The organism is Microcystis sp. BLCC-F210, assembly GCF_042134685.1.
In the GTDB taxonomy this organism is placed as follows: Bacteria; Cyanobacteriota; Cyanobacteriia; order Cyanobacteriales; family Microcystaceae; genus Microcystis; species Microcystis aeruginosa_D.
Genome location: NZ_CP169647.1, coordinates 3,477,200 through 3,492,809, shown reverse-complemented (window position 1 = coordinate 3,492,809; position 15,610 = coordinate 3,477,200). Strand labels below are relative to the sequence as shown.

The window sequence follows — 15,610 nt, the reverse complement described above, 5'->3', positions numbered from 1 at the left end:
TCATCAGTCATCAGTTTTTTCTCCCTGCTCCCCTGCTCCCCACTTCATAATTCATAATTCATAATTCATAATTCCCCTAATCTTGCCACCTATGACCGTAGAATCCAGCTTACAACAGTTAAAAAGAGCTTCATCGGGACGATTACCCAGCAGTTACGGGGTCTATTTTAAGAATACCCTGGTGGCTCTCTGTCATGCTCTTGAAGATCATATCTTGCAAACTAGCAGCCCAGACAGTACAAATAAACCACTGGTCTTAGTCACTTTTCAACAGGGAAAATGGTATTTACAGGAAGCAGAACGCTATTTAGATATTGCTCGCTCTTCTCGTCATATTGCGATCGCTGCTGTGGCCGATAGTGGTTTTTCTGAGCATAAAACTGGCAGTTTAGAGAATGTTTCCCTAGTAAACTTAGATAATAGCGATAGTTTGGTTAATGAGTGGAATTTAATCATTCTTTCCCCCGATTACGCCTCCATGGTACTCTGTCATGAGTTATCCCCCGAAGAATACCGGTCCGATAGTCAACCCCAAATAGACACGGAGCGAAAATTCTACGGTTTATGGACATTCGATCGCAATTTAGTTGAAAAAGCCGCTAGGATCTTAATTGAGCGTCTGCATCCCTATAATCCCAGTCTAGCGGCCGATTTAAGCAGACAACAGCAAGAAATTAGTCAAAATATTAATCCCATTCCCACGGATTTAACAGGAGTAGTCTCTCGCATTGTCACCTATCTGCAAACCAGTCAACAGCAGTTAGTCACCGTCAGCAGACAAACGCGAGAATTAAGCGACTTAGAAGGACAAGCATCCCGTTTAAATAAAAATTTAGCCGCTAATAAACTGCAAGCTTTTCTAAGAATGGCTCAAAAAGTCGATGAAAGAGATATTGATAATCCCCTTGCTTCCCTACAGGTGGCTGCTTTAGCGGAAATGTTGGGACAATTGCTCGATTTACCCACCCTGAGATTACGACGCTTACGATTAGCAGGTTTATTATACCGCATTGGTCTAGCGGAGGCTCCGATCGAAGTTTTTAGACAGCGTGCCAGTCAGTTAGAGGGAGCAAATGCATTATTTTGGCGGGATAGATCGGTGTTAGGCGCACAATTACTCGCTACTATGCCCGAATTAGCTCCAATTCAACAGATTATTTACCATGAGTTTGAATACTGGGATGGTAGCGGCGTTCCCAACGGCCTAAAAGGGGAAGAAATCAGCCTAGAGTCGAGAATTTTGGGATTATCAGCCTATTTTCAGGAATTAACTCAACCGCGAGGCGATCGACTAGCTCTAGATTTAGGAGAGTCCCTAGAGCGTTGTCAAAATTATAGCGGGATTCGTTTTGATCCCGCTTTGGTAGAAAAATTAAGTTCGGTAATTCGTCTGTGCGAAATGGGATGGATGCAATTACCCGATCGCCCTAGTCAAATCCCCGCCGTCTGGTTAGAATCAGTTTAGATTAGGGTCTGCTGAAAAAGTTTTTCCTGGGGGTAGGGTGTGGGGTGTGGGGTGTGGGCTTCGGCCGTGAGCTCAGCCGAACGGGTGTAGGGTTTTACCCATTTTCAGGGGGTCAATTACCTAATTTTCAGGGAAAAAGAGCCTAAATTTTCCCCCCCGATCCCCCCAATGTCTGGCACTTTTTGATGGGAAAAAAGTCTAAAATTCCTATCCAACAAGGTTTTTAGATTTATTCAGCAGACCCTAGATTAGACTCCGATTAAACTCTGCATCGCACGTCCCATATTAGCCGGTTTAAAAGCTGCCATGGCCGCGGTCGGTTCATAGCCGCAATGTACCATACAATCGGCACATTGAGGATTGCCACTGGCCCGACCGTAGTTGTCCCAATTGGTTTCTTCTAAAAGTTCCCGAAAGCTTTTGTAATGACCTTCGTTGAGCAGATAACAGGGTTTTTGCCATCCTAAAAGACTATAGCTAGGACTACCCCAGGGAGTGCATTCATAGTCCTGTTCACCGATGAGAAAATCGAGAAAGAGAGGATTATGGTTAAAATTCCACTTTTTCTGACCTGATTTCCAGGGTGAGAGAATTTCTCGGAATAAAGCTCTGGTTTGCTCCCGTTTCAAGAAACTATCTTGATCCGGGGCCCACTCATAACTGTAGCCGGGGGAAATCATCATGCCATCGATACCCAAAGTAGCGAGAAAATCGAAAAATTCCTGCATTTCTCGCGGATCTGTGCCTTCAAAAACCGTGGTATTAGTAGTAACCCGAAAACCTCTCGCTTTCGCCGCTTTAATCCCTTTTACTGCCTTATCGAATACTCCCTCTCGATCCACACAGCGATCGTGATGTTCTTTGAGACCATCCAGATGGACACTAAAGGTAAGATAGGGGGAAGGAGTAAATTTATCTAGGCTTTTTTCCAATAACAGGGCATTGGTACAGAGATAGACGAATTTTTTTCTGTCCACTAAACCCTTGACAATTTCATCGATTTGTGGATGTAAAAGCGGCTCACCCCCGGGGATGGAAACCACGGGAACCCCGCATTCTTCCACCGCTGCGAAACATTCTGCTGGGGTAAGATGATTGCGGAGGATTTCCGGGGGATGTTGAATCTTCCCGCAGCCAGTACAGGCTAAATTACAGCGAAATAGGGGTTCTAGCATTAAAACTAAGGGAAAACGCTTTTTTCCTGCTAGACGCTGTTTCAAGATATAGGAAGCAACCACTAAAGCTTGTTGTAGTTGGACAGCCATTTGCTCACACCAATAGGATTTTAAGTCATTATAGACTGTTAGCAGGGCATCAGGGCATAGGGGCCTAGAAAATGGCAAAATAAATAAAAGCTGAGGGCTTTTTTGGCTATTTACTTGATTATCGGGTAGATTAAACCCCTTGCCTGATTAATTTTTGCCAGTTCAAAAACGTCCTATCAGTGATCAGTCTTTTTATTTATCCGATTAATTAGCCATTATTACCTTGATCTAGCTGATGGATCCAAGACTACTGACTCCTAAGCTTAACGACAATTTTTGATTTTTACCAGAGGTCTATTATGAGTTCTTTAGGCGATCGCTTTAAGAAATTTGCGGGTAAAACTCGCTATGTGGTCTGTCGCTTATTTTTGCATCTCTACGGCCGAGAAATCGCACCCCTGATCGGTATTCTTAATCGTGCCGGCCGGGAGGCGATCGATTCCGAAGGCGATTTAGAGGTCATGGGAGAGGGTTTAGTAGAAATTTGTCAAAATCTGCTGCAGATGAACCTCTATTGGTTTTCTGTGGCTAATGAGGGCGATATTTTTTGGAGTGAGGGGGAAGCCGGAGACTACGTTAACGAACTGTTTACCGATTCTGCGGCCAGATACCTAAGTGAATCGGTGTCTTCACAGTTGGGGGAAAACGAACCCTTAACTTTACCCGTCACCGATAACTTAGTTGTTATGATCACAATAGCCTTCGAGGGTGAGAGTGCTGCTTTAGAAACTAGCCTAGCCGATCGAGAGGCCCTGGAAGATGGTTTAAAATCAATAATTAACCTTCACTACCAAGGTCGGCTGCGTGCCATTCAGGTACATTTTTCTCCTGCTCAATTGGGAGATGAATTGACCAATGAGCAACTATTACTCAATTTCCCCGAATTGCTGCCTTTATAGTCTTAATTTTGCCCTTATGCTGCGCCAAGTAACGACAATCCTTTTAATTCTTACCCTTTGTTGCACAACGGTGGCCTGTGGTTCCTCGTCAAATCAAACTCAGTCACTGTCAGCTAATAACAGTAGTGTAAGACGAGAATCCAATCAGGTTAGTAGCGGTCGCTACGAGGTGCAACAAGCTACCTATGATGACGGAGATGGCACTTATACCTTAATGCTGTTAAACACCCCCGGGGGGACTTCTCCCCTCTTTCGCACCACTAACCTGCAAATGGCTAGATTAAGCGATGAAGCTATCGCTAAAGGGGAAAAAACCGCAGTGGAAATCAACGGTGATCAGGCTACCCTATACATGACCGAAGATTTTAAAATCGAATATGTCCATAATGTCACGGAAGTGCGGAACAATCCCCAAACCGGACAACAGGAAACCGTGGTGATTCGACAAGAATCGAGTTTTTGGAGTCCTTTTTTCGGTGCTGTTGCTGGTCAAGCTTTGGGTAGTTTGCTCTTTCGTCCTCAATATTACGTTCCTCCCCTCTATACTCCGGGAGGTGTGATGACCGGTTTTGGTGGTTACGGTTCCACCTATAATCAGGCAGTGGATCAATACCGGACTAAACATAATAGTCCACCTCCGGCGGTCAAAAACCGGCAAACTCTCCGTTCTACTGGCAATTTACGTCGTTATCCCAGCAGTACTTCCTCTAGTCCCAAGCGCAGCACCACCACCACCACAAAACCCAGTGGTTCCGGTTATGGTTCTAGTACCCTGAAGAATTCGGGTAAATCTGATACTGTCAAACGTTCATCTAGTTTCGGTTCCTCTGGTTCCCGTCGTACCCCTAGTCGCAGTGGTTTCGGCAGCAGCAGACGCGGCCGACGTTAGGGGGATTTGACTGGAGTGGTGGAAGATTAACCCCGTCTTCCCCACCTCAGACATTGGGGATAGCAACTACTTAGTAGTAGCAACCATTTTACGAATTTCCGAATAAAAAACCGTTTGGCGATCGCCGTTGACTGACTGGATAATACTGGTACGCAATCTCAGATTAGGACTAGCAAACCAGATTCTTTCCTCGATACGATGGTGATTGCCCTCGATGGTTAAAGTTAAAGCTTGATCGCTTCTGAGATGATATTCTCCCAGCGCTGCCGATTTACCGTCCGATGTGATTAATTTTCCTTGCCAAGAATTTTCTGAGGGCAGCCAAACTAAATAGCTAGAACCGATTTTTTTCGGTTGTCCATAGTCCACGGAATTATCCCAAGTCGCTTTCCATCCCCCTAGACTGGCCTGGGACTGACAGTTATTCTCTAAACATAATTGCACCACATCGGCAGCATCGGCAGCCAGCAAATCGATGGTGATTTCTGCTTTATTATTGGCAACTTTTTGGGCAGCTAATTGATAACTGGTGCGCTGAGAAAACCATTTACCCGCACAGAGATTAATAAATTCTTGAATGTCCATGAATGGCTGTATGCAAAGATTGATCGCTCTGGAAGAATAGATTATTTATTCTATCCTATCCCTAGACCTTGGCCAATTTTTGCAAAGATAAACGGGCAGCTTCGCGCACTTGTGGATGTTCGTCCTTGACCAAAAAATTTAAGGCTGCGATCGTTTTTTCCGCCGGAAGATGACCTAAAGCTTCCGCTAATCGCTGCCGGATTAACCAGTCATCGGAGTTAACAAAGGTTAAAAGCTTCTCGACGGTTTCCACTGCTTTGATTTCTCCAAGAGCGGCAATAGCGGCCTGTTGAATAACCGCTTCGTTACTATCGAGAGCCGATAATAACACCTGTTTAGCCCTAATATCGCGCAAATTGCCCAAAGCGACGGCGGCACTGAAGCGGACTAACCATTGCGTGTCTTCGTAAAAAGCTCGTTGTAGGGGTTCAAAAGCGCGAATATCTTCCAAATAACCTAAGGCCCCCGCAGCATCGGCGCGAATGCCATAATCGGCATCATTGGCTAACAAATCCACTAGGATAGGAAAGCATTCCTCGGTTTGTTTGACTCCCAAAGCAAAGACAGCCATTGATCGCACCGGTAGCATTTCATCATAAAGGACTTTTTTGATCAAGGGTACAGCCTCCTCCGGGGCCACTTCTCGCAGGGATGCCAAGGCCAGCAGACGATCTTTAGAGTTGCTACTTTCTAACTGGAGGGCAATGGTTTCCATATCAGGCTTACTCATTTTTGTCAATCACTTGTAATATTTCTTTAATTCTAACGCAATTGTTTCTAAGTCAGCAGCTTTAGTGGATAGACAGAAAATTTGGCTGGTAGAGCTTTTGGAGGAAAAACAGGCTAAAAGACACAAGAGAAAGGAGATGTATGGCTAAAATAACTTCAGTTTGGGTTAAGCAGATTGGGTGCATCTCACATTTGCAGAAATACCGATAATCAGCAATTATCAGTGACTCTTAGATGATGACAAATGTATCAGCAGCTGCCTGTAAGCATCCCACCGAAAAGCTAATGCGCGGGGGGTTTGGGGGGTTCTACCCCCCAAAAGCCTGGATTGAGTGATAAAATCGGGCGTTACTTCCGATTTTATCGAGGAGTTTCCCCGTAAAAATCCCAACTTGGTAGATTTACAAACATGAGATGCACCCAGCAGATTTTGTCATGACTTTCAGGAAAGAATAGGACGGACTGGCTAAGGTAAAACTAAATCCAGTTATTAAAAACTGATTATTTATTCCCCCTTTTGCCTCTTGCCGTTCGGCTGAGCTCACGGCCGAAGCCTCTTGCCTTTTGCCTATCCTGATATGTTACCTATACTCAACGGATTTAGTATAAAATTAGGGTTTCGGCTTATCTAGAACTGAGGTTAAAATAAAAAATATTTCAGTTATCAATTTTTCGTGAATATCAGAAAAGAAATCACTTTATTGATGATGTCCATGGCATTTTCGAGTACATTTTTCGGGGAGGTTTTCGCTGCTCCACGTCTTGACTGGCACAGTGCCGATTTTGAAGGTCTGCGAGTAATTGCCGAGTCAGCTTGGAAGACCGAATACGAAGCAAAGAAACGCGGGGAAGAACTACACTTCAAATATGGGTTTCAAAATCTGGGCATTCTTTGGATTCCTTACTATCGTAATCTATCGGGAAAATCCCTCTATCAAACAATTATCGTTCCAGAGGGCAATTGTGATCGATTTTTACAAGAGAATATTCGACGAATCAATCGCGACGCCTACTGCTTTACACCCAGTAATCGTGGTTTAGCTCCCAACCGTCGAGGTGGTCGTATTTTCTAATTTTATATCTCCACGGCCGTGGTAATTCTCAACTCAATTTTAGAGTGAACAAAAAGGCTAAAGCCTAAAATAAAAAAGAGGGCAGGTTTTACCCCACCCTTTGATCTTATTTTAAACGAATTACTAACCGGCGATCGGGTTCCACACCGCGACTTTCCGTGGTTAAATCGTTTTCTTCCTCAAAAAAGGCATGGATTTGGCGACGTTCTGCCGAAGATAGGGCTTTTAATTCTATTTCCTGTCCTGTTTGCCGCACTTGCGTCGCTGCTTGATTCACCCAGTCGAAAAGTTCTGACTGTCTTTGTTGACGATAGCCATTGATTTCGACAATATAGAACTGATGTTCTGCCGACTCGACACCAATATTCAGAATCGTATTAGCTAGGGATTGAATCGCATCGAGTCCCTCACCCTTGTTAGCGAGGAGAAGTTCCACTTGTTGGGGACTCAATTGACTGCTATCAATAATTAACCAACAGGAGGAAGGTCCAGTTCCCAATTCCTGCACTCCAATCTGGACATCTGCGGGCATGGCCATCAACTTTAGCAGTTTTTCCAGCCATTGTTTAGCTTTTTCGCTATTTTGCTCCCATATAGTCATTACGATGTTTTTTCCTTTTTCTTGCTAGAACGTTTTTCAAAGGGGAGAGCATCGCGGGATTTTTCCGTTTTTTCCTGTTCCGCTACCAATTTTTGCAGGTTTTCCGGTAACGGTTCCCGCATCAAAATCACCGTTTGAATAGTTTGGAAGATGTTCGCAGTTAAGATATACATCAATACCCCCGCCGGTAAGGGGAAAAACAGGAACATCATACTAAAAATTACCGGGGTGATTTTATTCACCGTTTGTTGTTGTTGGGCTGCTCCCCCCGAAGGTGCGCCGGCACCGGATAACTCTTGGTTAACATAGATACTAATACCGAAAGCGATCACCATCGCCAAAATATCCCAGTGAATTTCACCATTGGCACCGGTTGCCCCAATTCTCCCCAGGGCCTCAATAAAGAGAAAACCCGTATTAGCGGCAATCCCCGGCACGATAACTTTAATACTGGCATCTCCGGGGGCTAAAGCGACGATGGAACCGTCTTCATTCACCTGCACCAGTTCTTGACCTTTAACCACCTCGTAGGTGGGTTTTAGGTTATTTTCGGGTGCTTCCGTGGCTAATTGGCTTAAAGACTTCCCCTGGTCGTTTTGCAGGTCGATTTTTAGCTGTTCTCCCGGGGCGATTTTATTGCCTTGGGGTAAAAAAGCGGTGATGGGATAGTGGAGAGACTCGTCAATATAAACGTTTTGGGGTTTGGTGCCATAGGGTTGGCGCTGCACGAGGGCGATTTGTTCGCTTGGCAGCACTTGTAAATCGACGGTGTAGTTAATATCCGAGAAGGGGGAACCCCGCAGCGTCGCAAATAAAGCCAAAAGAATCGGCATTTGTAATAACAGGGGTAAACAACCGGCCAAGGGATTGCCCAACTCCTGCATTAATTTGCCCATTTCCTCCTGTTGTTTTTGGGGGTCGTTTTTGTAGCGTTGTTGAATTTCTGCCTGTCTTTCCTTCATTAAGGGTTGAGTGATTCGCATTTTTCTCATATTGCGAATCTGGCCGGCGCTTAGGGGAAAGACGGCAAATCTGACCACCAGCGTTAAAGCAATGATGGCGAAACCGTAACTATGCACAATCCGAAAGAAAAAATCTAGGATTGGCAACATGATATTTGTGGAAATAAATCCGACTCCAAAATCCATGGCTTTAATCTATGCCTTCTCGTTTAATAGGGGTTCACTTTGACAAATCTAATTTATCGAATCTCGGTGATCGATTATTTTGTTTTATTGACTGATGATCGATTCTAGGGGACGACCGGTTTTATCGGCGACTCTTTCGGCAATATAGTCATGAATTTCCCGGAATTTCGGCATTGCGCGCATTTCTAAACGACTTCTATCCTTGAGAGTTACGACAATATCCCCCCAAATACCAATTCCTCTCGGCATTTTTGCCACTTTTGCCACTTCTGAATAGATAATATCTGTGCGATCGCGTCCCATCCAACCCCCGGTGATTGAAATCCGCCGATCGGTTATCTTATATCTTAACCAGATTGCCCGCACTACTGCCCCAACGGTTAAAGGTAAACAAATCACTGTAAATCCTAGCAGTATATTGATGATTAGGTCGCCGATGTGCGGACCGCCTTCATAAAAAGTTTCTTCTTTAATGCCCATGAATTATATTGGCCTTCACTAACAACTGCTTTAATTCTCGCAAAAAATGTTCATAATTGCACTCGATCGCTCCGGGACGGATAATGATTACCCCTCGCCATCCTGTCGCTATTTCTGGCAATAACTGCCGAATTACCGCTCGCATTTGCCGTTTTAGTTGATTACGAACCACCGCTTTTTTACTAACTTTCTTGCTAATCGAGATGCCAAAACGACTGGGAAGAGGCTTATCCTGGCCAGAATCCTCTAAACTAATTAAGGTTAAGTGGGAACCGTGATAACGCTTCCCTGTTCCATAGACAGCTTGAAAATCCTGTCGATGTTTTAAGCGATGAATTTGGGGTAGTCCCACGAAAATTAGTCGGTTCCCAGAATAACCTAAACACTTAAACGATAGCGCCCTCTTTTCCGACGAGCTTTAATCACCTTGCGTCCGTTGACGCTACGCATTCTCGCTCTAAATCCGGAAGTGCGCTTCTGTTTGCGCGTGGTTCCCTCTAAAGTACGTTTACTCACTGCTGATTTTTCTCCTTAAGATAGAGTTAGTCTATAGATATAAAGACACAATTTCTGATTATAACAAAATTACTAGGAATTGGGAAGCTCATGGTCAAGCTCCGTTTCGGTCGAGATATCTGCAATTATCTTCCAGTGGCTGAAAAATGCGAATGGCTAGTCACTAATGGTATTGGGGGTTTTGCTGCGGGAACCGTGGCCGGATTGCTGACTCGCTGTTATCATGGTCTCTTGATCGCTGCTTTAGCTCCACCGACGCAAAGAACGCTGCTAGTGACTAAAATCGATGAATCGTTACAATATAACCAGAAAATTTATCATCTGGCCAGCAATCGCTGGTTAGGTGCTACGATCGAACCACAAGGCTATATTAATATCGAAAGTTTTCATCTGGAAGGGACAATTCCCGTCTGGACTTTTATCTGTGGGGATGCCTTACTAGAAAAGCGTATCTGGATGGAACAGGGAGAAAATACCACCTATACTCGCTATACCTACCTTCGCGGCAATTCTCCTTTAACCCTGAATCTGACTGCTTTTGTCAATTATCGTGATTTTCACGGCAATACCCAGGGTTTTAACTGGCAAATGGCTATTAGTCCCCTAGAAAAAGGAGTAAGAGTGATTGCCTATGACTATGCTGTACCTTTTTATCTATTAATCAGTCAAGGAGAGGTTTTTCCCGCTCATATCTGGTATTATCGCTTTGATTTGGCCGTGGAACGTTATCGTGGTTTAATCGATCGAGAAAATCATCTCCATGCCGCCAGTTTTTCGGCTACTCTGAAAGTGGGAGAATCGGTGACAATTGCCGCTAGTACCCGTCCTGATCCCAGTTTAGACGGTCAATCTTCTCTAGAGTCTCGCCATCGCTACGAGAGTAGTCTGATTAATCCCCAGCATCCCGAATGGATTCAACAACTTACCCTCGCTGCCGACCAGTTTATCGTTAGTCGTCCTCTCCGGGATCAACCGGACGGCAAAACGATAATCGCAGGTTATCCTTGGTTTGGTGATTGGGGTCGCGATACGATGATCTCCCTAAGAGGATTAACTTTGACTACAGGCCAACCTGCGATCGCCCGTGAGATTTTACTAACTTTTTCCCGTTATCTAGACTGGGGTTTATTGCCGAATTTGCTACCCGATGGCGGAGAAATGCCCGAATATAACGCTGTCGATGCTATTCTTTGGTATTTTGAAGCCATTCGTTCCTATTTTAACCAAAGCCAAGATTTTGAGTTTCTCAGAACTATTTATCCCGCTTTAACGGAAGTGATCGCTTGGTTTCGTCGCGGTACTCGCTACAATATTCACCTAGATGACGATGGTTTGATCTATGCCGGCGAAACGGGAGTACAGTTAACTTGGATGGATGCCAAAGTTGATGATCTGGTGATTACTCCCCGCATCGGCAAACCCGTAGAAATTAATGCTCTTTGGTTCAATGCCCTAAAAATTATGGTTCAATTTGCCCATTATTTGGGCATGGATGCCACTGATTACGAAAAAATGAGAGAAATGACCTTAAAAGGGTTTTCTCGCTTCTGGGACGATTCTCTAGGGTATTGTTACGATGTTTTAGATACGGACAAGGGCAATGATGCCAGTTTACGACCGAATCAGCTTTTTGCCCTGTCTCTGTCGGTGGAGGAGTTATTAAATTTCCCACAGAAAAAGGCTATTGTCGATATTTGTACTGTAAAACTTTTGACTCCTCGCGGTTTGCGATCGCTAGACGCCGATCATCCTGATTACCGTGGCGTTTACAGTGGCGATCGCGTAAAAAGAGATAGTGCCTACCATCAGGGGACAGTTTGGGGATGGTTACTAGGGGCATTTATCGAAGCCCATCTAAAAGTCTATCGCGATCCCATCCTAGCCGAGAGTTTTTTAACACCGATGATCGATCATCTTCGGGATAGCTGTATCGGTAATTTAAGCGAAATTTTCGATGGTAATGCTCCTTTTACCCCTAGGGGAGCTTTTGCCCAAGCATGGACAGTGGCAGAGGTATTAAGGGTTTGGCAAGTGATCCGAGAATTTCGGCCATAATCTTTTAAAATAAGCAATTGTTAGGTGTGTTAGGCCACCTAAAGGGACGACCCTAAAAACCTCAGTTCGACCGTTATAAACAAAACTCTTATGGAGAAACCGCAAGTTATTTTTCTCGATGCTGTGGGAACCCTTTTTGGGGTAAAAGGCAGTGTCGGAGCAATTTATAGTCAAATAGCGGCAGATTTTGGGGTAGAGGTGGCGGCCGAGAGCCTAGAACAGTCTTTCTTGGCTATTTTCCCCACTTCTCCTCCCCTAGCTTTTCCTGACGTTGAACCGGCACAAATTCCTGAGTTAGAGTATCGCTGGTGGCGATCGCTGACTGGGGCAGTTTTTAATAATTTAGGTTATCTGGAAAGATTTCCCGATTTTGAGGCTTTTTTCGGCGAACTTTACCATCATTTTGCCACGGCCGAGCCTTGGGTGCTGTACGAGGATGTCATTCCCGCTTTAAGACTCTGGCAGATTCAGGGGATCGAGTTGGGCATTATTTCTAATTTTGATAGTCGTATCTACCAAGTTTTGGCCGAATTAGGCTTAGAATATTTTTTTCGATCGATCACGATTTCTTCCCATGCGGGAGTCGCTAAACCCGATGCGGAAATTTTTCAAATCGCCCTAGAAAAACATAATTGTTCCCCAGCACAAGCTTGGCACATTGGCGATAGTAAAAAAGAGGATTACCAAGGAGCAAAGTCCCTGGGTATAGAAGCATTTTTAATTAAAAGATAAAAACGAGAAAAAGTCTTTCAGTGGGAAGAGGGGATAGGGAGGAAACACATATCCCCAAAACCAAAATATCTGAACACTTTTTGATGTGGAGGTGTTAGAGGGATTCCTGGGATGGAATGGAAGTAGATTCTGACGGATCAGCGTTAGGATCTGTCTCTTTGGGGGCGGCCACTTTTACCAAAGCATGACGCAAAACATCTTCTCCGAGAGTGTATCCCCGCACTAACTGCTCCACCACCGTGCCTTCGGGATGTTCATCGGTGTACTCCCGCATCATTGCTTCGTGGTAGGTGGGATCAAAGGGTTGACCTTCCGGACGCATGGGGGAAACCCCTAAACGCTTGAGACTGTCCACTAAGGTTTTATAGACCCCTTGGTAACTCTTGTGAATACCCATTTCGCCATCATTAGCTGGTTTAATTTGAGTACGGGCGCGCTCAAAATTATCCACCACACCAAGAATTTCCATCAGGGTTTTGCCCTTGATTTTTGTTTCCAGTTCCTCTTTTTCCTTGGCTGTGCGTTTGCGAAAATTGTCGAACTCGGCCGCTAGACTGATATAGCGTTTCTTATAGGCATCAACCTGTTGGGTTTGCTCCTCTAACTGCTGTTTGAGAGTGTCGATTTCCTCTTGCAGAAAATCGATAGTCATTCCGTCTAGAAGGGAAAATTCCTCGTTAGAGGCGGCCTGATCTGTCACCGTTTTGGCTTGATCGGTGACAGTAGTTTCTGATTCAGTTGTCAGGGATTCGGGAGAATTAGGAAAGGATTCTTGGTTTTCGTCGAAAATTGCTGAGTTGTTTGGTTCTGCACTCATGGTAGGCACGTTTTGGTTTAAATCTGGCAATATATGACCATTTACTGCTAATTTTGGTCTTTAAAGTACCAGTTAATAATCAGGTTTCCACCTTTAATGTAACATTTTGTGGACAAGATGGGTAACTAGATATAAGGAAACCCGATAGATGATCGGTGATCTAGAAAAATTTTTGCTAAAATGCAATTTTCTCAGTAAATCTGGGAACATTTAAGGGTAGTGGAGAGGTTAAGAATCGTCTATGACATTTTCTTCCAAGAAAACCCGTGCCGTTGCCCTACGCAATTACTTTTCCCCCTTTGGTAATAAGTTGGTGCAGTCGGGATATATCGGAGCCGACCAAATGCAACAGGCCCTAGTGGAAACACGGAAATCGGGGCGATCGCTAGTAGAAATATTACAACAACTAACCGGGCGCGCTTTGCCCCCAGATTTACAGCGACAGTACAAGAAAAATCAGTTATTTGAATTAAAAATCCTCTACGGAGTCGAATCGATCGACCCCGAATTAACCGATGTGGATGGACTAGAAATAGCCCGATTGATCGATTCTTTGATTCCGATCGATCTTTGTCGTCGCTATCGTCTCATCCCCCTGCGAAAGATTGAAGGAGAGCCAGCTGCGATTTTGATAGCGATGGTCGATCCTGACAACCTCGAGGCTACCGACGATATTAACCGCATTCTCCGGCCCAGGGATTTAGGTTTACAGCGTTTGGTGATTACCAGCGAAGATTATGAAAGATTACTGGAAAAATTCCACTCGGCACAATCGGAACTAGAACGGGAAAAAGCCCGACAGCAAAAAGAAAAAGAACTGGAAAAACTCTCGGATCTGACTGGTATTGTCGGCGATATTGAGGTGGCCGCCAGTGCTGGTAAGGATGAAGTGGCCGATGATCTCGGAGAAGGGGACGCTAATCAAGCTCCCGTCATCAATCTCGTCAATAAAATTCTAGCTAAAGCCCTACAGGAAGGGAGTTCCGATATTCACGTCGAACCCCAAGAAGAATTTCTGAAAATTCGCTTTCGCAAAGATGGAGTTCTTCATCAAGCTTTTGATCCACTGCCGAAAAAAATTACCCCAGCGGTCATTGCCCGTTTTAAAATCATGGCCGAGCTCGATATCGCCGAACGTCGTTTTCCCCAAGATGGTAAAATTCGCCGGATATATCAAGGGCGGAAAGTGGATTTTCGGGTTAATACCTTGCCCACTCGCTACGGGGAAAAAGTCTGTTTACGGATTCTCGACAACTCGGCTACCCAGTTGGGTTTAGATAAACTAATCACCGACCAAAAAACCCTGCAAATTGTCCGAGAATTGGCTAGTCGTCCCTTTGGTCTGTTGCTGGTGACAGGCCCGACTGGTTCGGGGAAATCCACCACTTTATACTCGGTGTTAGCGGAAAGAAATAACCCTGGGGTCAATATTAGCACCGCCGAAGATCCGATCGAATATTCTCTACCGGGCATCACCCAAGTACAGGTAATTCGCGAAAAAGGCATGGATTTCGCCTCGATTCTGCGGGCCTTCATGCGACAAGACCCAGATGTGATTCTGGTGGGAGAAACTAGGGACAAGGAAACGGCTAAAACAATGATCGAGGCCGCCTTAACTGGTCACTTGGTCCTAACTACCCTACACACCAACGATGCTGCTGGTGCGATCGCTCGTCTTGATGAGATGGGGGTTGAACCGTTTATGATTTCTGGTTCTCTCTTGGGAGTTTTAGCCCAGCGTCTCATGCGGCGCGTCTGTGGCCAATGTCGAGTCGCCTATCACCCCAGTCAAGAGGAATTAGCCCGTTTTGGTCTTTCCGCCGCCAATGAACGGGAAGTGATCTTTTATCGGGCTAATACCCTAACCATAAAGGAAATTCAACAGGCGCAAAAACAGGGCAATCTCTGCCTTAAGTGTGGTGGCAGCGGTTATAAAGGTCGTATTGGTGTCTATGAGGTAATCCAGAATAGTGAACGAATACAGCAGTTAATTAACCAAGGGGCAACCACCGATCGCATTAAGGAGGCGGCCGTCGATGAGGGCATGGTGACACTCCTAGCCTATAGTTTAAATCTGGTGCGCGAGGGTTACACTACCCTCGAAGAAGTGGAACGGGTGACATTTACCGATTCCGGTCTGGAAGCGGAACTAAAAGCCAAACGGAAAAGCGGTTTAATCTGTCGTGGTTGTCGCGCCGAACTACAACCAGAATGGATCGATTGTCCCTACTGTATGACACCGCGATTTAGTGATTAAGACAGTTTTTCAGTGGTCAGTTATGAGATTTGAGTTTTAAGTAAGGAGTATTAAGTTAGTAGTCTTAAATAGCACTCTTCCAATGTCTTTTCACCAGTT

16 protein-coding genes are annotated in these 15,610 nt (G+C 44.9%); 7 read left to right on the top strand and 9 right to left on the bottom strand.

The window, feature by feature from the left end:
• Positions 1–91 precede the first annotated feature (91 nt).
• Complete coding sequence (locus ACE3JL_RS16790; protein ID WP_271988503.1) at positions 92–1,465, top strand: DICT sensory domain-containing protein; 1,374 nt, start codon at positions 92–94, stop codon at positions 1,463–1,465.
• A 248-nt stretch (positions 1,466–1,713) separates the two neighbouring features.
• On the opposite strand, the gene hpnH is transcribed toward ACE3JL_RS16790, so the two are convergent.
• Positions 1,714–2,730, bottom strand: coding sequence for an adenosyl-hopene transferase HpnH (hpnH, locus tag ACE3JL_RS16785; protein ID WP_002791540.1), 1,017 nt, complete (start codon positions 2,728–2,730; stop codon positions 1,714–1,716).
• 299 nt (positions 2,731–3,029) lie between these two features.
• Between hpnH and ACE3JL_RS16780 the strand changes: the two genes are divergently transcribed.
• The gene (locus tag ACE3JL_RS16780) at positions 3,030–3,629 is read left to right on the top strand and encodes a DUF1517 domain-containing protein (RefSeq protein ID WP_375327964.1); all 600 of its coding nucleotides are present in this window, start codon (positions 3,030–3,032) and stop codon (positions 3,627–3,629) included.
• Positions 3,586–4,518 carry a hypothetical protein gene (locus ACE3JL_RS16775; RefSeq protein ID WP_375327963.1) on the top strand — a complete coding sequence of 311 codons (933 nt, stop codon included), beginning with the start codon at positions 3,586–3,588 and terminating at the stop codon, positions 4,516–4,518. The genes ACE3JL_RS16780 and ACE3JL_RS16775 overlap by 44 nt, the downstream gene beginning before the upstream one ends.
• A gap of 66 nt (positions 4,519–4,584) precedes the next feature.
• Here the strand turns inward: ACE3JL_RS16775 and ACE3JL_RS16770 are convergent, their stop codons facing one another.
• Complete coding sequence (locus tag ACE3JL_RS16770) at positions 4,585–5,103, bottom strand: phycobiliprotein lyase (RefSeq protein ID WP_271988500.1); 519 nt, start codon at positions 5,101–5,103, stop codon at positions 4,585–4,587.
• Between the two features lie 61 nt (positions 5,104–5,164).
• Positions 5,165–5,833 carry a HEAT repeat domain-containing protein gene (locus ACE3JL_RS16765; protein WP_375327962.1) on the bottom strand — a complete coding sequence of 223 codons (669 nt, stop codon included), beginning with the start codon at positions 5,831–5,833 and terminating at the stop codon, positions 5,165–5,167.
• Between the two features lie 673 nt (positions 5,834–6,506).
• Here ACE3JL_RS16765 and ACE3JL_RS16760 point away from each other — a divergent pair.
• Positions 6,507–6,905, top strand: a complete 399-nt coding sequence (locus ACE3JL_RS16760) for a hypothetical protein (RefSeq protein ID WP_271988498.1) — start codon at positions 6,507–6,509, stop codon at positions 6,903–6,905.
• A 106-nt stretch (positions 6,906–7,011) separates the two neighbouring features.
• On the opposite strand, the gene ACE3JL_RS16755 is transcribed toward ACE3JL_RS16760, so the two are convergent.
• From ACE3JL_RS16755 to rpmH, 5 genes are all read right to left on the bottom strand, one after another.
• Positions 7,012–7,506: a R3H domain-containing nucleic acid-binding protein gene (locus ACE3JL_RS16755; protein ID WP_271988497.1), complete on the bottom strand. Its 495-nt coding sequence runs from the start codon at positions 7,504–7,506 to the stop codon at positions 7,012–7,014.
• Positions 7,506–8,654 carry a membrane protein insertase YidC gene (yidC, locus tag ACE3JL_RS16750; protein WP_271988496.1) on the bottom strand — a complete coding sequence of 383 codons (1,149 nt, stop codon included), beginning with the start codon at positions 8,652–8,654 and terminating at the stop codon, positions 7,506–7,508. The genes ACE3JL_RS16755 and yidC overlap by 1 nt, the downstream gene beginning before the upstream one ends.
• An 84-nt stretch (positions 8,655–8,738) precedes the next feature.
• On the bottom strand, positions 8,739–9,134 hold the full coding sequence (locus tag ACE3JL_RS16745; RefSeq protein WP_002763099.1) for a PH domain-containing protein: 396 nt from the start codon (positions 9,132–9,134) through the stop codon (positions 8,739–8,741).
• The gene (rnpA, locus tag ACE3JL_RS16740; RefSeq protein WP_271988495.1) at positions 9,124–9,486 is read right to left on the bottom strand and encodes a ribonuclease P protein component; all 363 of its coding nucleotides are present in this window, start codon (positions 9,484–9,486) and stop codon (positions 9,124–9,126) included. The genes ACE3JL_RS16745 and rnpA overlap by 11 nt, the downstream gene beginning before the upstream one ends.
• A 26-nt stretch (positions 9,487–9,512) precedes the next feature.
• The gene (gene rpmH, locus ACE3JL_RS16735; RefSeq protein WP_002739276.1) at positions 9,513–9,650 is read right to left on the bottom strand and encodes a 50S ribosomal protein L34; all 138 of its coding nucleotides are present in this window, start codon (positions 9,648–9,650) and stop codon (positions 9,513–9,515) included.
• Between the two features lie 90 nt (positions 9,651–9,740).
• On the opposite strand from rpmH, the gene ACE3JL_RS16730 reads away from it, so the two are divergent.
• Both ACE3JL_RS16730 and ACE3JL_RS16725 read left to right on the top strand, forming a co-directional pair.
• A complete protein-coding gene (locus ACE3JL_RS16730) occupies positions 9,741–11,705 on the top strand; it encodes an amylo-alpha-1,6-glucosidase (protein WP_375327961.1) in 1,965 nt (654 codons plus the stop codon).
• A gap of 90 nt (positions 11,706–11,795) precedes the next feature.
• A complete protein-coding gene (locus ACE3JL_RS16725) occupies positions 11,796–12,437 on the top strand; it encodes an HAD-IA family hydrolase (protein WP_271988493.1) in 642 nt (213 codons plus the stop codon).
• 94 nt (positions 12,438–12,531) lie between these two features.
• On the opposite strand, the gene grpE is transcribed toward ACE3JL_RS16725, so the two are convergent.
• Positions 12,532–13,254, bottom strand: a complete 723-nt coding sequence (gene grpE, locus ACE3JL_RS16720) for a nucleotide exchange factor GrpE (protein WP_271988492.1) — start codon at positions 13,252–13,254, stop codon at positions 12,532–12,534.
• 241 nt (positions 13,255–13,495) lie between these two features.
• Between grpE and ACE3JL_RS16715 the strand changes: the two genes are divergently transcribed.
• Positions 13,496–15,511 carry a GspE/PulE family protein gene (locus tag ACE3JL_RS16715; protein WP_375327960.1) on the top strand — a complete coding sequence of 672 codons (2,016 nt, stop codon included), beginning with the start codon at positions 13,496–13,498 and terminating at the stop codon, positions 15,509–15,511.
• The last annotated feature ends 99 nt before the right edge of the window (positions 15,512–15,610 follow it).